This window comes from Xenorhabdus sp. SGI 60 (genome assembly GCF_056632175.1).
In genome coordinates this window covers 2,787,323-2,808,793 of sequence record NZ_CP196860.1, presented here as the reverse complement: position 1 = coordinate 2,808,793, position 21,471 = coordinate 2,787,323, and the positions used below count along the sequence as shown (strand labels likewise).

The 21,471-nt window shown below is 46.1% G+C and carries 9 protein-coding genes and 2 pseudogenes; 5 read left to right on the top strand and 6 right to left on the bottom strand.

The window, feature by feature from the left end:
* The first annotated feature begins 89 nt into the window (after window positions 1–89).
* The gene (locus ACSJJG_RS12870; protein ID WP_481089623.1) at window positions 90–2,795 is read left to right on the top strand and encodes a beta-N-acetylhexosaminidase; all 2,706 of its coding nucleotides are present in this window, start codon (window positions 90–92) and stop codon (window positions 2,793–2,795) included.
* A 144-nt stretch (window positions 2,796–2,939) separates the two neighbouring features.
* On the opposite strand, the gene fur is transcribed toward ACSJJG_RS12870, so the two are convergent.
* The 6 genes and pseudogenes from fur to ACSJJG_RS12840 all read right to left on the bottom strand — a co-directional run.
* The gene (fur, locus tag ACSJJG_RS12865) at window positions 2,940–3,389 is read right to left on the bottom strand and encodes a ferric iron uptake transcriptional regulator (protein WP_481089622.1); all 450 of its coding nucleotides are present in this window, start codon (window positions 3,387–3,389) and stop codon (window positions 2,940–2,942) included.
* A gap of 186 nt (window positions 3,390–3,575) precedes the next feature.
* On the bottom strand, window positions 3,576–4,109 hold the full coding sequence (gene fldA / locus ACSJJG_RS12860; protein WP_481089621.1) for a flavodoxin FldA: 534 nt from the start codon (window positions 4,107–4,109) through the stop codon (window positions 3,576–3,578).
* A 174-nt stretch (window positions 4,110–4,283) separates the two neighbouring features.
* On the bottom strand, window positions 4,284–4,574 hold the full coding sequence (ybfE, locus tag ACSJJG_RS12855) for a LexA regulated protein (RefSeq protein WP_047770781.1): 291 nt from the start codon (window positions 4,572–4,574) through the stop codon (window positions 4,284–4,286).
* A 253-nt stretch (window positions 4,575–4,827) separates the two neighbouring features.
* On the bottom strand, window positions 4,828–7,023 hold the full coding sequence (locus ACSJJG_RS12850) for a type I secretion system permease/ATPase (RefSeq protein ID WP_481089620.1): 2,196 nt from the start codon (window positions 7,021–7,023) through the stop codon (window positions 4,828–4,830).
* A gap of 2 nt (window positions 7,024–7,025) precedes the next feature.
* Window positions 7,026–8,267 (bottom strand): annotated as a pseudogene (locus ACSJJG_RS12845) (HlyD family type I secretion periplasmic adaptor subunit); the annotation flags it as partial.
* A gap of 135 nt (window positions 8,268–8,402) precedes the next feature.
* A pseudogene (locus tag ACSJJG_RS12840) lies at window positions 8,403–10,490 on the bottom strand (peptidase domain-containing ABC transporter); the annotation flags it as partial.
* Between the two features lie 464 nt (window positions 10,491–10,954).
* Between ACSJJG_RS12840 and rtxH the strand changes: the two are divergent.
* The 4 genes from rtxH (at window position 10,955) to rtxA (ending at window position 21,180) form a co-directional block, all read left to right on the top strand.
* Window positions 10,955–11,347 carry a protein RtxH gene (gene rtxH / locus ACSJJG_RS12835; RefSeq protein WP_481089619.1) on the top strand — a complete coding sequence of 131 codons (393 nt, stop codon included), beginning with the start codon at window positions 10,955–10,957 and terminating at the stop codon, window positions 11,345–11,347.
* A gap of 3 nt (window positions 11,348–11,350) precedes the next feature.
* Window positions 11,351–11,812 carry an RTX toxin-activating lysine-acyltransferase RtxC gene (gene rtxC / locus ACSJJG_RS12830; protein ID WP_481089618.1) on the top strand — a complete coding sequence of 154 codons (462 nt, stop codon included), beginning with the start codon at window positions 11,351–11,353 and terminating at the stop codon, window positions 11,810–11,812.
* 27 nt (window positions 11,813–11,839) lie between these two features.
* On the top strand, window positions 11,840–12,130 hold the full coding sequence (locus ACSJJG_RS12825; protein ID WP_481089617.1) for a hypothetical protein: 291 nt from the start codon (window positions 11,840–11,842) through the stop codon (window positions 12,128–12,130).
* Between the two features lie 113 nt (window positions 12,131–12,243).
* Window positions 12,244–21,180: an MARTX multifunctional-autoprocessing repeats-in-toxin holotoxin RtxA gene (rtxA, locus tag ACSJJG_RS12820; RefSeq protein WP_481089616.1), complete on the top strand. Its 8,937-nt coding sequence runs from the start codon at window positions 12,244–12,246 to the stop codon at window positions 21,178–21,180.
* Window positions 21,181–21,471 lie beyond the last annotated feature (291 nt).

Here is a 21,471-nt window from a genome sequence, read left to right as displayed (position 1 = left end):
TTATATAGGGTTATTGCCTGATCAAACTTGTACACTATTTGCCCAAAATTTACCCATCGAAAAAATAATAAGTTCGGACGAGGTAATTTATGAAACCTATTAAATTACGTACCTTGGCAGCATTCATCACGGCAGTTGGATTTATCGGCGGCGCTCATACAGAAATGACACCGGCAATGTCGCCGCAGGATCCAATGTCATCACAACAGATCGTGGATTTACTGAGCCAGTTAAAAGTCAATTTCAAAATCATTGATAATCAGGCGGGTTCACATGGTACAAATTGTGCCATTCTTGGCGCTGATTCGGCGGCTTGTAATCGGGTCAACATCATCTTGAGCAATGGTGCTCAGGCAATCAACTCTTCTGATTGGGCGCTCTATTTTCACAGTATTCGCCAAATACTGAAACTGGATAATGATCAATACAAAATTACTCATATTACGGGTGATTTACATAAACTGGAACCGACGAAAAAATTTACAGGCATCAAAGCCAATGAAAAGGTCGTACTACCGATTATTGGTGAATATTGGCAGATTTACAGTACAGATTTTATGCCGCGTTGGTATGCGACTTCCGGTGATGCTGCGCCTCAAGTATTGGCAAATACCGATACTGAAAACATCAGCGAATTTTTATCTGATCTGGAAGGTGAACAGTGGAAACGGACCACAACGGATAACAATATCCTGATGACGCCTGAAAACCGCTTTGCCAAAAACCAGCAGGTGGCAACAATCAGTGAAGATAAGCTGCGAGGGCAGATTATTCCGACACCGAAAGAACTTTCCATTTATTCCCAGGATGTGGATTTATCCCGTGGAGTGAAATTAGAGTTAGGAGGGTTGAGCGGCGAATCGGTTGAAGTGATTAGGGAACGTTTCAACGCCCATGATATTCATTTAACCGATGACGGTTATCGAATAGCGACCCAAATCAACGCAAACCAATTTACTAAGCCCTGGCGAGTAAACGGTGCGTATTCATTGGAAATTACCACCAAGGGGACACAAATTGTCGCATTTGACCAGTCTGGCGTATTTTATGGCCTGCAATCACTGTTTTCCTTACTTCCCGCCAATGGAACGCCAAAGATTGCGACACTGACGGCAAAAGATGCACCACGGTTTGAATATCGTGGCGTGTTCCTTGATGTTGGACGAAATTTTCATAGTAAAGAAGCTGTCCTGCGTCTGCTTGATCAAATATCCCACTATAAGCTGAACAAGTTCCATTTCCATTTGAGTGATGATGAAGGCTGGCGTTTGGAAATACCAGGCTTACCGGAGTTGACAGAAATCGGCAGTCAACGTTGTCATGATCTGAGTGAGACTCAATGCTTATTGCCGCAATTGGGATCAGGGCCAGATAGCAACAATATGGGAAGTGGTTATTTTAGCCGTCAGGATTATATTGATATTCTGAATTATGCCAAAGCCCGCCAGATAGAAGTGATCCCAGAAATTGATATACCTGCCCATGCTCGTGCCGCAGTGATGTCGATGGAAGCGCGTTATAAGAGACTTATGGCACAAGGCAAAAAGCAGGAAGCCAATGAGTATCGTCTGCTTGATCCGACAGATACCTCGAATACAACTTCCGTGCAATTCTATGATCGCCACAGTTATCTTAACCCGTGCATGGACTCTTCAAAGCGGTTTGTCGATAAAGTGATTAGCGAAATTGTTGCCATGCATAACGAGGCCGGTCTGCCGTTAAATACATGGCATTTTGGTGGGGATGAGGCGAAAAATATTCGTTTGGGCGCTGGATATCAGGATAAAGATGGAGTGATTGTGCCAGATAAGGGGATTATCAACCAGAAAATTGAAAACAAGCCGTGGGCAAAATCTCAGGCTTGTCAGAAAATGATAGCGCAAGGTGTCATTAAAGAGGTTGATGAACTTGCCAGCTACTTTGCCATTGAAGTTAGCAAAATCGTCAATAACCATGGTATCAGCACCATGCAGGCATGGCAGGATGGCCTGAAACATGCCAAATCGGCAAAAGATTTCGCCACTAAACATGTTGCGGTGAACTTTTGGGATACCCTGTATTGGGGAGGTTATGATTCTGCCAATGACTGGGCGAATAAGGGCTATCAAGTTGTGGTTTCCAGCCCTGATTATATCTATCTGGATATGCCATATGAAGTTCATCCGAAAGAGCGGGGCTACTATTGGGCGACCCGCTTTAATGATGAGGCGAAAATTTTCAGCTTTGCCCCGAACAATATGCCACAAAATGCTGAAACCTCGATGGATCGTGATGGCAATTACTTTAATACCCATAGTAATAAACGCTGGCCGGGGGCTTATGGTATGTCGGGGCAATCGTGGAGTGAAACCGTGCGTACCGATGAACAAATGGAATATATGATCTATCCACGCTTACTGCCGCTGGCGGAACGGGCATGGCATCAGGCGGAGTGGGAGCAGAATTATCAGCATGGCAGGGAATATAAAGGCGGAATAACGCATTATGTTGATACGGCTCTCCTGCAACAAGACTGGGAACGCTTTGCCAATCTGATAGGGCAGCGAGAACTGGCTAAACTGGATAGAGCGAAAATTTTCTATCGTTTGCCTGTACCTGGCGGCAGAATTGTTTCAGGAACACTGGAAGCGAATATCGCATTACCGGGGGTGGTTATTCAATACTCATTGGATAATGGAAAAACATGGCAGGATTATAATGACAGACAGCGGCCTCATGTCAGCGGCAATGTGAAAATTCGTTCTGTCAGTACTGATGGAAACCGTTTTAGCCGCATAGATGAAGTTAAATTCTAACGATTCTTTGAGGTATGAGGGCAATAAATTGATAAAGCAACCTGCCGATTAGCTTGATAATTATTCGGCAGGTTGCTTATTCAGATGAATAAATTCAGATGAATAAATAGTGGAGCGAATTACTTTATTGTCAGCGCTTGTTTATCATGCTTTTGCATCATGAAGCGAGCTTTCTTTGCGGCAATCACCATCAGCACAGTGACCATATAAATAAAGACTGTGGTTTGAAAGCTTAATTCCATAGCGTTCAGCGATGTTTTTCTGACGCTCTTCAATGAATTCATCACTAAATTCAATGACCTTACCGCAGTCGAGACAAATCAGATGGTCATGATGTTGCTGCTGGGTGAGTTCAAAAACCGATTTGCCGCCTTCAAAATTGTGGCGTGTGACAATGCCAGCATCATCGAACTGGTTCAACACACGATAGACAGTGGCGAGGCCAATCTCTTCACCGATATCAATCAGTTTTTTGTAGAGATCCTCCGCACTGACATGATGGCATTCTGGGTCCTGTAGCACTTCCAGAATTTTCAGTCGTGGAAGTGTTACTTTAAGTCCAGCATTTTTCAATGCTTTATTGTTGTCGGTCATGCGGATTCAGTCCTGTAACTTGAGTTAAGTGTACTTATGATACTTGGGGGTATCGTGAGGGAATCATGATTCTGTTTCACGTTGCTGATTATAGGCATGGATATTAAAAATGAAAACCATGCCTATTCATATATCATGACACATTATGCAAGAATAATCCTGCCTGAAAGGGCTTTTCTCTTCTTATTAAGCGCCTAGAATCTCTGACAGACTCATTTCAGCCTTGATCTGTTGTACCCAGCTTTCAACGCGCTCATCCGTCAATTCTGGTTGACGATCTTCATCAATGGCCAATCCAATAAAGTGGTTATCGTCGACCATGCCCTTAGAGGCTTCAAAGTGATATCCTTCGGTTGGCCAGTGGCCCACAATAATGGCACCACGAGGTTCGATAATATCACGAATGGTACCCATAGCATCACAGAAGTACTCTGCATAATCTTCCTGATCACCACAGCCGAACAAAGCAACCAGTTTTCCTTCGAAATTGATCTCTTCCAGTGTTGGGAAGAAATCATCCCAGTCACACTGGGCTTCGCCGTAATACCAGGTTGGGATGCCAAGCAACAAGATATCGAAGGCTTCAATGTCTTCTTTGCTGCTTTTGGCAATATCGTGGACTTCAGCAACATCAGCACCGCCCAATTTTTCTTGGATCATTTTGGCGATGTTCTCTGTGTTGCCTGTATCGCTGCCGAAGAATATACCTATTATTGCCATAAAATGGGTTAACCTCTTGTTTTATTTGTGTATTAAATCTATACACATCACGCTGAAATCAGCTAGAAAAATGTCAGTTTCAGTAACATGAAAAGCGTTATTTTGACCAAACATCCATGACAAATCTGTCAGATTTGTGTGGTGACACCGCTTCATTGTGTTTAATAAAAGCCGTTAGTCGGCAAGGTGATTTTTTTCTGTCAGTTGGGCTAATAACATTTGTTCAATCAATTCACTGCGGCTAATGTTGCGCTGTTTTGCCAGATGGTTTAGTGCATCAACGGCATCTTCATTAAGTTTGAGTTCCACTCGACGCAATCCTCTGACTTTATCTCGTCGCAACTGGTTGCGTTTATTGATCCTAAGCTGTTCATCCCTGGACAGCGGATTTGTTTTAGGTCGCCCGGGCCTGCGTTCATCTGCGAACAAATCCAGTGTGGTGCGATCAGTTTGTTCTTTTGCCATAAATTCAATTGATAATGGGCGTGTACCAATAATATAGCGGGCAATAATACCTTAGCTGGACGCGTGTCGCTACTAGTTGATGAGAGAGATTGTTGGAATGGCTCAAACGACATTTACATTTAGGATGAACCCCTGACCCGAATGATAGTCGGGTTACTGTTCTTAGTGAGTGGTGAGAGAGACTTGCTTCATAATGAAATGAATTCTAAAGCGAAACAAGTCTCATATTTTCAATAAATTTCTTTTTCAGTCATCACTTTGTTTGTTGATACCAAAGTTGTGCATATAAGCCATTTTGCTGTACCAGAGCATCATGTGAACCTGATTCAGCTATTTTTCCTAAATCTAAAACGAAAATCTTATCGGCATGGCGGATAGTATTTAGTCGGTGAGCAATGCTGATCACCGTTCGGTTTCGGCATATCTCAGCCATATTGCTCATGATGGCAGCTTCGGATTCATAATCCAGTGCGGAAGTGGCTTCATCAAGGATCAAGATTTTGGGGTCATTCAGTAATGCCCTTGCCAAAGCGATACGCTGTCGTTGCCCGCCAGAAAGATTGCCCCCTTTTTCTCCCACCGGATGCGCGAATTTATGTGGAAACGCATTGATAAAATCCACTGCGCCCGCCAAGATTGCCGCCCGATAGACTTCCTCATCACTGGCATTGGGCTTACACAGACGAATGTTATCCGCAATGCTGCCGGAAAACAGAATGCTCTCCTGCAAGACCACGCTCATGTTACGGCGCAGTGATACCGGATCGGCAATCGCTAAATCCATTCCATCCACCAAAACCTGACCGTGTTGTGGCACATATAACCGCTGCAACAAGCGGGTCAGTGTACTTTTGCCGGAACCCGATGGCCCTGTAATACCAATAAATTCTCCGGCTTTAATTTCCAGTGACAGATTTGCCAACACTTCCGGCGTATCTGCATGGTAACGGAAGCGTATATTGCGGAATTCAATCTGGCCGGCCAGTTCGGGTGCTGATGCCAGCCCTTGTTTACTGCTTTCCATTGGCTCATCAAGAATATCACCCACCCGCCGCAGAGCGATCAGGGTATGCTGAAAATCTTGCCAGACTTGTGCCAGTCTCAGGATGGGTTGGGTAACATGTCCCGCCAGCATATTAAAAGCAATTAATCCGCCAGGGGACAGATCTCCATCAAGCACGCCACGGACTCCCCACCACAAAAGCAGAGCGGCAACCACTTTTTGGATTAGCTCAATCCCTTGCCCTGCGGCAAGTCCGCTTTTTTGGGCCGTAAAGCGTTGGATTAACTGCTGGCTCAATACCTTTTGCCATTGATGCAAAAAGCGTTTTTCTGTCGCAGTGGTTTTGATGGTTTCAATACCCGTGACTGCTTCTGTCAGGAAGCTGGTAGCATTGGCATCGGCTTCATACTCTTTTTCTACCTTGCGTCGAATGATGGGACCGACGGTGATCCATAACAAGAAATAGAGAGTGAGCGAACTGATGACAATCCATGTCAGCAGGGAGGAGTAATGAAACATCACGCCCAGAAACAGAATGATAAAAATCAGGTCAAGCAATAGCATAAGAGTAGAGCCGGTCAAAAACTGGCGGATCTGCGCCATCTCCCGCACTCTGGCGATGATTTGTCCTGTTTGCCGTTGCTTGAAATAGGGCAGGGGTAATCCTACGAGATGGCGATACAGTCTGCCGGAAAGTTCGGCATTGATTTGGCTGGCCATATGTCCAAACACGGTATTACGCAGGAAACCATACAGAGGTTCGGCCAATGCCAGCGCCAGCATCGCCATACCCAGCACATGCAGGCTGGAAATACTCCGCCCAACCAGCACCTTATTGATGACATTTTCAAATAATAAAGGTGCCGCCAGTGCAAAAAGTTGCAACACGATGGCAAACAGAAAAATGTCCCGTAACTGATTTTTTTGCCTGAAAACAGAGGGATAAAACCAGCTCAGGCCGAATTTGATTTGCTGCTTGGTGAGGGATTTATCCGCCACCAACAGCACCTTGAATTCACTGCGATTTGTTTGCTCACCGGGCATCGGATAGGCCAATGCACACACTTTATGTTTGCCGGTGGTGGGATCGAATATTGTAAATGCGTCAGGACGGATTTCTGATAGCACCCACCAACGCTGATCCAATTCAACCAATGCAGGTAAAGGCAATGTAGCAACGGTATCGGGTGTCAGCAGTTCAAACTTGCTGCGTAGCCCAATGGCATCCGCTGCTTCACGTAGCTGTGGATCTGTCAGCGCCAGAGAATCTACACCCAGAATATGGTGCAGTTGCCCGACAGAAGCCACCTTGTGGAACTGTTTCCCTAAATGGGCGATACAATCCAGCGCATAATTGTTTGCATTGATATCGCTATTTATACCGATTGCGTTGTCGTTTTTTTGGTCTGCCTCTGTATTACAGGTGAAGGAAAAGGTGTCAGTCATGATTATTTTTCTCTTAACGCTTCAGATTGATATTCCTGAATCGGGCTGAGCAGATAATCAATCACTCTTCGCTGATCGGTCTTGATTTCTGCAACGATGGACATACCCGCCGTGATTTCAACAGGTTTTCCATCTACCATAATGTTGTTCTGTTTGAGGCTGATTTGTGCAGGAAAAACCAGACCCAACCGTTCATCGGTGGTGGAATCGCGCGAAATGCTGAGTAATTCTCCCTCAATTGTGCCATAGCGGGTATAGGGGAAAGCATCGACTTTAACTGCGACGTGTTGACCAGGCCGGACAAAACCGACATCTTTATTTAAAATCTGGATCTCAGCGAGTTGTACATGTTCATCAGGAACAATCACCATCAAATTCTGGGCAGGTTGCAGGACAGCGCCGAGAGTATGGACAGTTAATTGTTGCACCGTACCCGTGACGGGAGAGCGTACAACCTCAAGGTCTTCTCGTTCCTGCATTTTCGAAATTTCTTGTTGTGTTAACGCCAACTGTATCTCTGCCTGTTTTCTTTTCTCAAACCATTCCCGCTCTTTTGTTATTTTGGTGCCCTTTAAACGTTGTTCCAGACTTTTGTACTTGGACATCAGAATATCAAGTTCCGATTTTTGTTGAGCGAGCAGCCTTTCTGTTTCCAGAAGTTCCTTTTCTTGTTCCAGATATTCCACCTTGCTGATCACCTGCTTTTGGCTCAATGTTTTTCTGGCCTGCAAGCGCTGGTTGATATTTGTGCGCAGGTTGGTCAATGACTGTATATCGCTAGTCCGCGCTTGTTGGGCAGTGAGATTCTCTTTCATTTCCGCGTAGATACTGGTGATGATTGAGTCAAACTCCTGCTTTTCGTGAGCGTAATGCGTCAGAATTCTTTTCTGTCTATCGGCAGGTTGCTGTTGGAGAAGCAGCAGGGATTCAGGGTCTTGTTTTTCAAGCAGAGCTTGATAACGGATTTCCTCTTCCGTCTGATAATCGCGTTGCTCGATCAAACGGGCGATATCCTGATTAACACCGAGCGTATTGAGCGTCAGCAGCGGCACACCTTTTTCAACATGCTGACCATTTTTGACATGGATGGCAGTCAGACGGCTCTGTTCGTAAGCCTGAATGATTTGGGAACGACCAGACGCGATCAAACGGCCGGTTGCGGTTGCCTGTACATCCAGTTTCCCCAGACAAGCCCATAACAAGGCGACCAGAACGCTAATGCTTAAGGTGATGGCCGTATAACGGGCAAACGGGGAGGGTGGACGTTGTGACAACGCCAAGTGGGTTGGTAAAAAATCATAATGCGCTTTGGCAGTACGTAACCGCTTGATCCCTTTGCGCAAGATGGCCTTAAACATGGGCAGGCTCCTCCTGTTGTTTTCCTGTTTTAGTTCTCGTTGTAACTGCCAAAGTTTCCGATAGTGTTTGCCTTGTTGCAGAAGCTGTTCATGGCTGCCTTGTTCGATGATTTGGCCCTGGAGTAACACAATGATCCGGTCACATTGGCGTACCGTAGAGAGCCGGTGTGCAATGGTGATGACCGTTCTCCCTTGGGCAATTTCAGCCATGTTAGATTGAATGATGGCTTGTGATTCATCATCCAGTGCACTGGTGGCTTCATCAAGGATCAGGATCTTGGGATCTGACAGCAGGGTTCTGGCAATGGCCAGCCGTTGTCGCTGACCACCTGATAGCGATTGTCCTCCTTCAGCGATCACCGTGTCATACCCCATCGGTAATCTGAGAATAAAATCGTGTGCTCCTGCCAGTTTTGCCGCTTCGATGACCGCAGATAACGGGGCATCAGGGCAGGATTGGGACAAATTCTCATACACCGTTTTATTAAATAGAAAGTTTTCTTGCAAAACGATGCCGATCTGCTGCCTGAGAGATTCAATATTAAAGTTTTGCAAGGGAACGCCATCCAGCGTGATAGTCCCACTTTCCGGGGTATAAAGCCGCAACAGCAAACGTGCGAGGGTACTTTTCCCAGACCCCGAGGTGCCGACAACGCCTATGGTTTCCCCCGCCCGAATATCCAGAGAGAAATGGTTGATAGTGGGGGGGAGGTCGGGTTGATAGCGAAAGACGATATCAGAGAATGAGATTGCCCCGTGTAACGTAACCTGTTCGTTACCTGATTGCTGCTCTGTTGGCAGGTTCAGCATATCTCCCAGCTTATCAATGGCAATACGTGAACGGATAAATTGTCCCCAGAGTTGCACCAACTTAGCCAGCGGTTGCTGGGTGTGGCTTACCATCATATTGAAGGCGATCAGTTGACCAATAGTCATGTGCAGGGAGAGTACTTCCGCCGCACCCAGCCAGATAATGACGGCGCTGGTCACTTTTTGTAGCACCATCACCAGATGACCGGAACGATTATCCCACTGCTGTACATCATAACTGGTGCTGACCATCTTTTCCGTCTGGCTATCCCAGCGGCGGATAAAGCGGGGTTCAGCGGCAAGACTTTTCAGCGTTTCGGCACCGGCAACGGTTTCGGTCAGGAAAGAGGTATTAATGGCTGCATGGGTGAACTGTTTTTCCACTGCCTTTTCAATTTTTGGTGTCACCCACCAGGCAAGCAGGGCATAGCAGGGTAAGGTCAGCAGGAAGAGCAGGGTCAGCGTACCGGACAGCAGGCTCATGACATAAATAAATACAAACATGAACAAAACGTCGATACACAGGGTGAACATGGAGCCGGTTAAAAACTCCCTAACCGTTTCCAGCTCCCGCACTCGTGTCACAATTGCGCCTACTTGACGGGATTTAAAAAACAGCAATGGCAGGCCAAACAGATGCCTGACCAGCTTCAAGCCCAGTTTTATGTCAATCCGGTTGGCGGTATGGGCATACTGATATTCACGCAATCCCCGCAGAATGATTTCAACCAAGCCCGCAGTTACCAGCCCAAAAATCAGCACATCCAATGTAGAAAGCGCCTGATGCACAAGCACTTTGTCCATGACAACTTGCACAACCAGAGGAGAGATAAGTGCCAGGATCTGTAGAATGAAGGAGAACAGGAGAATCTCCTTCAGGTTCTTTTTTTGTCTGATAAATTCAGGAATAAACCAGTGAATATTAAATCGATTGCTTTTTTGCGTTATTTTTATCCACTTACCGCTCCATAGATTGATAAATTCTTCTTTACCTAATATCTCAGGTGTTTCCTGATAAGGCTTTTGGATTAATACCCGTTGCTCATCATATTTTGCCAGAATGAAAGGTTGCCCATCATGACTAAATAAAATGGCAGGTAGGGATATGGCACCTAACTTCTTATTTATAGAGTATTTATTTTTGATTTTAATATTACATTCTTTTTGTATCTTATTCAGAGTGGAAATATAATCATCACCATCATTTACGTTTTTATTTGCTATGGTTGCATGATCCCTATTAGATATCATTATTATTAAGTTAATTAATGATATTATTGTTTTTTCTATTTCATTCATTAAGTCAAATCTATTTTAAATAAAAAATCACATTTTTGATATAAAGAGATAACCTGAAAATCAGTGAAATGTTATATTTATTGAATAATTTTAACAAATCCATTAAATAATATTATCTGCTATCAAAGCGTCTATGAATGTGAGTCATTGGAACAAAATATAGAGTCTAAACGGATAATTTACTATTTACATGTTGATTTTAGCCAATAAATAGAGATATCTTTATCCGAAGTTGACGTTAAAGCCTGGTGAGTAACTCCTTGTCAGTAAACCATCTGATTATAGAATCATACTTAAGTCGGCCCATACTTTACTTGCTATTTTGTATTTTGGATAGCGCTTTAAAAATGATAGCGCTTTCAAGATAATAGTTATTGAAAAATAAGGGAGATATAAACGACTTTCGTTTACTCCGATAAGCTGTGGTCATCAGGTTTAATCATTTTAATTTAATGGATAATGCTATGTCTGAAAAATTTGTTCAAACCATCTCAAGTGTTAATTATAACAAAGGCGTATTCTCTCTTTATTTTGTAGGTCAGGAGCCTAATCGGATGGCGAGTGGTATGCTGGCGGAAAATGATCAGGAATTGCAGTTAAAACAAGTGATCCATATGCCTGCTTCCGGTTTTATGTATATGGTTTCCATGGTTAAAAGTATGCTTGAAGATCCAAGAATGGAAGCGGAAATCAATAAACTGATTGCCGCTGGCTTCTTACCGCTCCCTGAGAGCAACGAAAGTGAACAACCTGCTGAAGTTCCGGCTACCGCGCCAGATCTTCTGAACCTAAAAAACGTTCAACACGTAACGCTGAAACATCGAAATAATATCAGTATCCTATCAGGTAGTTGCTAACTTATGGTGATCACACATCACTCGGCAACACTGAGTGCGCATGAAATACAGGCAATGATGGGTGGGGTGATGTTGCTTTGTCAGCATTCCCCCTTGCACCGGTGTTATTTAGTTGCTGAGTGGCAGCAACGTATCTTGCCTTCATTCCAGCTTAATCAGTTTTGCTATTACGAAGATGAACATCAACGCCCAGTTGCTTTTTGTAATTGGGCTTTTTTGTCTGACAGCAGTCGGGATGCGATCCTTGCCGGTGAACGGGAAATTTCACAGGCAGATTGGCGTTCCGGTCAGCATATCTTTTTTCCAGAGATGATTGCGCCTTTCGGACATGCGCGTGACATTGCCTGCGATTTGCGTCGGCGAGTCTTTGCCGCATGGAAAGGGCAAAAAGCCTGCACAGTCAGGGGAACTCTGGATGAGCCAAATAACCGCTGTATCCGTCGGGTGCAGTGGTTTACGGTTTAATTTTTTACCTAATATCAGGATTATTTTATGGGAAAATCATCTAACCGAAGTGCAGAATACTTCTTTACCCAGAGATATGAAGATGATGATGATGGAAATACAATATACGCCATCGGTATTGGTGGTGTCATCAATGCTTATGGTGGCAATGACTACATAGTTGTTGGCTCTGCCAGCGCAATCGTCAATACAACATGGGGCCACGACACTATAGTGGGTGCTGCCGGATATCTGAAAGTCAATGATACGGGTGGCAATCTAACGGTTAAAGGAGGGAGTGGCTACTTCATAAATAAGACACAGAGATGGTCCGAATAACGAATTTGAGGGTATTTCCGGTGGGGTGAAAATCAATAACGGAGACGTGGCATCTTTTATTCTGGAGCCGCTGGATATAATAGTATCACTCGGGGGGGGGGGGGGGGGGGGGGGTGCGTGGTGCAGGCGCATCTAACCGTATTGAGCGTATCCGTCAGGCGGATGATATATATTCTGCAACCCAAGGAAATATCCGGTTTGAAGGCGCAGGCGGTTATAACAGCCTTTACTCTGATATTGCCCATGGTGATATCTATTTCACAGGTGCCGGTGCTTATAACGAAATTACCCGTAAGGGAACTGCCAATGACTTCGGCAGCGAAGGAATGGAATATGCCAAGGCCGAAGAGGTTGTGCTGACAACGGCAACCATGAGTGGTTCATGGATTGGCAGTTCTCATCAGGTGACAGGGTTTAAATCAGTACGGGAACCAAACACTTACCTGTTTGCGTTTGAGGATGGTACTCACACTAAAATCAACAAGATCCAGCTTCGCAATGATCCCGCAACGGGTAAGCTGAGATACATCTCGACCGCGTGGTATAAAGCAGGGAAGCATTTCAAAGGGCTGGAAAAACAAGATATCTCGACTCAGGGTGGCTTCAGTTCAGTCGGTGAAGACGGCGCATACACGTTGTCAAACCTGACCGTTGAACAACGGAAACAGGTAACAGTTCATGCGGTTGAGAAAAAGCTGACGGAAAACCAATGGGTAGATTATGGCAATGGTGTCCAGATTGACGCAGCAGATATCACTTTGTCTGATGCCAAAATGGGTGGTTATGCCATTTACCAAGATGGGACCAAGGTTGATGTAACAGCGGTCAAATCCAACCGGAGGCCAAACACCTATATTTATGGCAAACAACTTGGCGAATACACCAAGTTCGTGGTGGTGGAGCTGAGGAACGATCCCAAAACAGGAGTGCTGCAATATATCGCTCGCCCTTGGTATAAAGAAGGCAACCATACCGCCAATCTGGCGAACCAAAATATCTCCTCTGTCAATGGCTACCACACTATGGGAACCGGCGGCTATTCGCTCAGTGATCTTCATTACAGTGTTAATACTGTGCGCATAAATTCCGGCCGTGTGCCTGATCTGCATGAATATCGTGATCTTGAGCTGTTCAGGTCAGCCCCTGGCGGCGGTGACAGTTCTGGTGATATTCATTATGCCGGTGCCGGTGGTGGTAATATCATCAAATCCAACGTTACCCGCGGCAATGTCAGCTTTAAAGGGGCGGGCATTGCGAATGTGATTAAGCATAGCTCCGAATTCGGTAACACAACATTCAAAGGTGGTGGTGGGGCAAACGTCATCATCAAAAAAGGCAAAGAAGGTCACCTGAACTTTGATGGTGCCGGCATTGCCAACGTATTGCTGCACCAAAGCCAAAGTGGTGATATGACTGTCAATGCGGGTGGTGCGGCAAACGTGTTGGTTCGTGTTGGCGATGGCCGCTATCTTGCTCACCTTTTGGCCGTTGGCAATATCTCCATTCATAAAGGCAATGGCAACAGCCGTATCGCAATGGGGGGTGGTTTCAATACCCATACTCAAATCGGCCGTGGCGATGCGTTCTGGACAGGCATTGGCGGTGCCAATGTTCTGACCCAAGTAGGGAACGGTAATGTCTCATCCATACTGGCTGGTGGCACCAATATTCTGACCAAAGTGGGTGAAGGCGATTTGGCATCAGCCATGTTTGGCGGCGCCAATATTATTACCCATATCAGCAATAATGAAACTTCGGATTCCGGTTCGGCAAATACATCGGCAATTGCGCTGGGTGGTGCCAACATCCTGACTAAAAAAGGCAAGGGTAATGTTCAGGCCGTTATGGGCGGTGGCGGCAATGTCCTGACACATATGGGTGATGGCAAAACTACCGGCGTGATGCTGGGTGGAGCCAATATCCTGACCAAAGTCGGTCATGGTGATACTACTGGCATTATGTTAGGGCTGGGTAACGTTTTGACCCATGTCGGTGATGGGAAAACGCTGGGCGTGATGGGGGCGCTGGGTAACATTTTCACCAAAGTGGGTGATGGCACAACCATTGCGGCTATGGTGGGTGCAGGCAATATTTTCACCCATGTCGGTGATGGCAATGCCTGGGCGCTGATGGGCGGTAAAGGCAACATCTTCACCAAAGTGGGCAATGGCGATGCACTGGTATTGATGCTGGCACTGGGTAACGTATACACGCACGTTGGTGATGGTAAGAGTGTTGCCCTGATGATCGCCAAAGGCAATATTGCGACCAAAGTCGGCGATGGCGATGCCCTGTCTGCCATGATTGGCAAAGGCAATATCTTTACCCAGATTGGTGATGGTTCCACTTTCGCGGCCATGATTGGCGGGGCAAACGTGTTGACCAAAGTGGGTGATGAGCTGACAGCAGCCTTGATGGTGGGTGAAGCCAATATTTATACCCATGACGGAGACGGCACCAGCGTGGGTTTGTTTGCAGGTAAAGCCAACATCATGACGAAAATGGGTGATGGCACCACGCTGTCTGCCATGTTTGGTAAAGCCAATATCATGACCCATGTCGGTGATGGTTTGACGGGGGTATTGGCATTAGGCAAAGCCAACATTGTGACGAAAATCGGCAATGATTTTATGGGCGTTGTGGCCGCTGCCGAAGCCAATGTGGTGACCCATGTTAATGAGCGTAATAGCACAACGGCAGCCGTGTTAACTGGCAAAGGCAATATGCTGACCAAAGTCGGTGATGGAACCGCGGTTGGCCTGTTGATTTCTGAAATCGGCAATATCATGACCCATGTTGGTGACGGCACAACGGTCGGGTTCGCTAAAGGTGAAGGCAATATCATCACAAAGGTCGGTGATGGATTGGGCGTCAATGCTGCTTGGGGCAAAGCCAATATCATGACCCAGGTTGGTGACGGTGATCGCTATAACTTTGCCAAAGGTGATGCGAATATCATTACCAAAGTCGGCGATGGTCAGGAGGTTAGCGTTGTCCAAGGGCAAGCCAATATCTTAACCCATGTGGGTAATGGTGATGACTATACCGGAGCCTGGGGCAAGGCTAACGTGATCACCAAAGTCGGTGATGGCCGCAACGTTGTGCTCACCAAGGGCGAAGCCAATATCGTGACCCAAATCGGCAATGGGGATAGCTTCAATGTGTTATGGAGCCAGGGCAATATCGTCACCAAAGTGGGTGATGGTGTGCAAGTGACTGCGGCCAAAGGTAAAGGCAATACCACCACCACGGTGGGGAATGGCCTTAGCGTGACTGCGGCTCATGGCGACCTGAATATCAATACCAAAGTCGGTGACGGGGTTTCCGTCAATGTGGCTTGGGGTCAATTCAACGTCAATACGCGTGTGGGTGACGGGCTGAATGTTTCAGTCATGAAAGGCAAGGGTAATGCCAATATCCGTGTGGGTGATGGTCTCAATATCAACGCCTCTTATGCGCGCAACAACGTGGAAATTCAGGTGGGTAACGGGGATTTCTATAGCCTTGCCGTGGCGGAAAGCAATACCCAGAGCAATAAATTGGGTGCGTTGTTTGACAATATCAAACAGACCGTACTGGGTAGTGCGGGCAGTCAGGGCATCAATTATCTGGTGAATGGCGATGAAGCAAATACATCAGGAACCCATAAAGGACGAGGTGCCATTGACCTGCCGGGAGTTTCTTCCCTGAATGGTTTCAAACTGACAGAACTTAATGAAATTTCGTCTGATTTGGCAAAAGATCTGAAAGGTGCTGTGACCGGTGTTGATACTCCAGATATTGCCGGGATCGAGAAGACACTTGGCGATGAAAAACGCCTGAGTCCGAATCAGCCTCGCAATTTGATCATCAATGGTGATTTTGAACAAGGCGACATGGGATGGATATCCACCAAGGGGATTGAAGCCAGCTATTCGGCCAAGGCGTATGGACTGAGTGATGAAGGGCATGGTGAGCGGGTTAGTGAGCTTGATGTCAACGATAATACATCTATCTGTCAGCTCATTAAGAATTTGACGGCGGGTGAAAAAATTACCGTTAAGTTCGATTTTGCAAGACGTGCTGGCATTTCTGCGGATAATGGGTTGAAAGTGAGCTGGAATGGCAAGGTTGTTTTTGCGGCTGACAATGGTAGCAGTGAGTGGCAAAACCAGACACTGAGCTTAACTGCCAGGGCGGGCAATAACCTACTGATGTTTTCTGGAACCGGTTTAAGTGATGGCGTGGGTTATGTGCTGGATAATGTAGTTGCAACCTCTGAATTGTCTGTTACTGACCATGTGAAACAGGATAAAGCGGCACAAAACGCCTTGCAGGACAAGGAAAAAGCAGAAGCCGATAGCCAACGCTTGGCTCAGGAAAAAGATAAACAACTTGCCGCGATTGCTGGCACCCAGTCACAACTGGAAGCGACAGATCTGGATGCCCTGAACGCTAACGGACAGAGCCAGCGTGATGTCATTGAGGAAGAAGCGCAGGCGGTGACAAAGCAGATGATGGCGCAAGTCCGCGGTCTGGAAACGCTGGATATCCATGCCACCTATCAGGGTGAATCAGGCCAACAATGGCGTGATCAATTTGCAGTTGGTTTACAGCAGCGTATTCAAACCGAATTGAACCAGGCGGGTGAAACTGCGCAGAGTCAATTGAATAATATCCAAACAGCAATAGCAGCGCGTTTGGGCGATACCAAGGATGCCGTCGCTAAATCAGAAGTGGGTGTACTTAAGGCAGAGCAAAACCAACAACATGCTGAGCAGGATATTGAAACAGCGTTTATCCAAGCCAGAAACAGGGAGAAAGAAGCCCTTGATCGTGAGCAAAAGGCTAGACAAGCGGAGCGTGATGGTGAGATAGCGGTACAACAAGCAGAGCAGCATGGAGAGCGCGAAGTCTCTGCGGCAGACAGTAAAACCGCGCAAATACAACATGATGCCAAGGGTTCGAAACTGGATGGCAACTATAAGCCAGCCCGTACAGGCGCAATAGGCAGTGGTCTGTCCGGCAAAGCTTATGAAGCTAATTACTCTGAAGACATTGAACAAGCAGAAAAATCCAAGAGTAATATCAATGCTGATTTGACTGTTCAGGCTGATGGTAGATTCAGCAAGCGATTGCAAGAGCTGGATAAAGATCTGAGCGAACTTGACAATGCCAAAGACGCCTTAAACCGCTTGCAGATCAATGCAGGGATACGTGCTAAAAAAGTGTGGGTTAGCCTAACTTCTGCTCATAACGAAACGTCAGACAATCAGGGAGTTAGCCAACCTTCTGCTGTAGTGACTGAATGGGTCAGGGGTACACCAAGAATTTCAGGATTGGATCTCGGTGGCCTGAAAGCGCTGGGTGAAGAACATGTTCAGCAAGGTTCGGTGAATACTTCTGGCGTTTCTGTCGTAAGCCGGGCACAGAAAGTAGCTAATGTTTACCATTGGTTGGATAGCGATAACGATCTTGCTACTGAAAAATATATTCCTGTGCCGGGGTTTGATCGCGTGGATGCAGATATCCCGGATGACCTCAGACAGAAAATGGTCACCTTTATTGAAGGCTACCTGAAAAATACTGAAAACAGCGTACCGAAAGATCAGGTTACTTCACTGGCAAAACTATTTGTTGATGCCACAATCGATTACGACTGGGATAAGCGTGTCGAGTTCGTCTCAACGCTGGAAAGTTATGGTTATAGCTTCGAGCCTGTACATGGCGATAAGAGCATCGTTTCATTTTGGTCTGGCAGTAACTTTAAGCAATATCGCCAAATTCTTGATGCAGTACAGACTGATGGCAAGAAGGTGGTTTACGATATTGATGTAAAAGGTAACTCTTTTGCCATTGATCTGAACAAGACGCTGATGCGTTGGGGCGGCATATTCCTCGATTCTGATATTGGGGAACAGAAAGCCTTGCAATCAGTCATTAACGCTTCTGCATACAGCAATACTGGATTCTGGAGTTCCCTTTATGCAACCGGATCACGTGATGATGTCTATGTCATTGCGGAAGGCGGATTGCGTCTTGGCAACTACTTCTGGAATGTTGAATTACCTGTATTGCGTCAATTACAGCGTGAAGGTTTGGTCGGGGAAATTCGCCTGCTGGATAAAGCTGCCAAAGAATATCAAGGTATGTCACCTGAATCCATTGGCCGCAGATTGACAGAAGCAGGTGTTTCTGTAAAAGCACGTTTTGATTCACTCAGCCTTGCAGAGCAGGAAAGGCGGCTTGCGTTGAACCCTGAAAAATATCAGCCGGGTACATTGATTGATCTGGATATCAAAACCAGTGCCATTGATAGCCTGCTGAACCAAGCCCTGCCATTCTATGGTTTGCGTACAGAACGCAATTTGCTGGTGAATGAAGCTGATAATGAAGGCCTTGAAGTTCGTCCGTGGCCGGGTAATAACCGTGCTGAATTCAAAACTATCATGCTGGAAAATCCAAAAGATTCCGCTCAAATTAAATCTATTGAGCGTTTTATTCTCGCCAACTATAACAATTACGACCAACTGCCTGATGAATTGCATTTGGTGAAAGATCGCATTATTTCCCACGAACATGGGCTTACCCATATTATCGCGGAAAGAGTGGATGGTAGCTGGAGCTATAAACCGAAAACTAACTTAATGTCTGTGGGTGAGTTACGGGAAGCCGCCTATGTTAAAGGCAAGCCCCTTGGTGACAGCTATCGGAATGTGTTAGATGCCCTTAGTAACTACGAAAATGTGTTGCAAACCAGCAAGGATTATAGCTTTGAAGCAGTGGAAAAATTAACCGACCTGCTTCACCAGGTTGAAAGCTATTTGAAGGGACATCCAGATTCAAAACGTGTTCCTGCGCTACAAAATTTGTTGTCACAAGTGAGTGTACGTCTGGAAGAATCGCTGACATTGGCTGAACCGACCGTCGAAAGTTCAGGTAAAGGTAGTTTTAGCGATCTCTATAACAAACTGGGTAATGCTAACCTCAAAGACTCCAAGCATCTTTATATTGATGAACAAGGGAATTTTGTTACCCGCGGTAAATCCAATATCCAGATTGCGATGAAAACGGAGAGTGCAGAAAAAGCGGTTGAACAGATCAAGGCGGCTGTGAGCAATGAATATGGTCAGTCAGTAGCAGAAAACGCCTTTGCAACCCTGCAACCCCATGAATTGTCGAAAGATGGCAAGGGGATTGATATCTCAGGCTTGAGAAAGATACATCAGGCGGTGGAACAACAACTGTCTCCGGTGAGCGCAACGTTGTTTGTCTGGAAACCAAGTGATCACAGCCAATTGGGACATGCTGCCTTGCAGATTGGCCAAGGGCGTATCCAGATCACAGAAAATGCCAATGAATTCAATCAGAAAAATTACGTCAGTTGGTGGCCGAAATGGGGTAAGTCTTCTGATCCTGCTCATATCTTAAATAATTTTTCTCATGTACGCTGGCGTGATTTGAGTCAATCTGCAACCCAGAATCAAACCCTGGGACTGGATGTTGATTCTGAAGAACAAGATAACTTTGGTATGCAGTATGTTGTCTACAAGCAGCTTGATGAAGAACTTCAGGTTGCGAAAGGCGTTGATAAAACATTCGCGGATACCAGCGAAGAGCTTGCCACTACTTTACTGGAAAATCCTCGCTTGCTGGGCAGTTACGGCATACCAGAAGTGTTTGCTCGACCATTCCTCAGAAAATTGGAAGAGGGTGGTGTGGATGTATTTGAAATGGGCAAACAATTTGCTGAGGTTCTGCGCAAGGCTGCCACGCAACCCCCTGAATTAACAAAAAAACGCGTTGCCAATGTTATCCAGAAGTTTATTGAACGAAAACAAGACCATCTTCTAGACGATATTCGGGATTTCAAGGCCAGTGATGGCGATGATGGGCGAGTATTCCGCATCAATCTGGCTGGATTGGATACGGCCGCAATGCGGGAAGAATGGCGGAAAATCAGCGAAAAACCAGATACGCGTTATCAACTTCTGACAAAAAACTGTTCAAGCATTGTTGCCAGAGTGCTTAAGGCGGGAGGTGCTGATAACGTTATCGGTCATACATGGCGACCAAAATTTGGTGTCTGGACGCCAACCGAACTATTCAACTTTGCCCAGGCATTGCAGGAAGCGCAGGGGGAAAAAATCCTGCATGATCCAAATCGCGTTGTCAGTGGCGAGCTGGAAGTTTTGGATCATGCCGATAAGAAAGATGACGTGCTGGAAAAAGTTGCCATTAATAACGATGGTACGCCACCGCGTGACAGAGAACCATTCAATCCAGTGACTCGCTTCCTGAATGATGAGCTTTATGGCTCCAGAGAAGATCGCCGTAACGTCGATAATCGTACCCAAATAATATTGGATGCGGCAGTCACCAGAGGTATAGCGGATAAGATCACGCTACAGGGTAAAGCTGGGCGTCTAACGGGTTATTACCACAACGGTGCTCAAAACGATCAGGGAGAACATAGTTCGGCGAAAAAAGTCGTGCTTTTCATCCACGGTTCCGGCTCATCTGCGGAAGAGCAAGCCAGCATTATCCAAAATCAATACCAAAAACAGGGTGTGGATATGCTGTCAGTGAACATGCGGGGTTATGGCTCCAGTGATGGTCATCCAAGCGAAAAAGGGCTTTATCAGGATGCCCGTACCATGTTCAGCTATTTAGTTAATGACCGTGGCATCAAACCTGAAAATATCATTATTCATGGCTATTCCATGGGTGGAGCGGTTGCGGCGGATCTTGCCCGTTATGCCGAGCGCAACGGACAGGCAGTTTCTGGTTTGTTACTTGACAGGCCAATGCCAAGCATGACCAAAGCGATTACCGCTCATGAAGTGCCGAACCCTGCGGGGATCACGGCGGGGCTGGCTAAATTTGTCAATGGTCAGTTCTCGTTGGAGAAAAATCTGCAAGGCATCTCGAAACAGACGCCAATCATGCTATTGACCGATAATGAAGGATTGGGCAAAGAAGGGGAAAAACTGCGCGCCAAACTGGTTGTGGCAGGTTATCAGGTATCGGGTGAACAGACCTTCTATGGCCATGAAGAAACAGTGGGTTAATGAGCCAATATGCTGATCAGATTGCGACGACACTTGTTTGATGTAAAACCTCAGCCTGATGAATCGGAGATTCTCAAAGGCATCAATAACGACCTGAAACGTTACGGTGAAGCAATAAAACCACAGCCATCCGGCTCAGGTAAGAAGCTGAAAGATATTCGCACAACGGAAGATTTTCTGGCGGGTTACAAGCAAGGCCATGCGGAGCAGGTGGTGAATGGTTTCCGTCCAAACATGAATATCAAGCAACTGGTAGATTTGCTGGTTAAAGGTAACTGGAGCCTGGAGCAG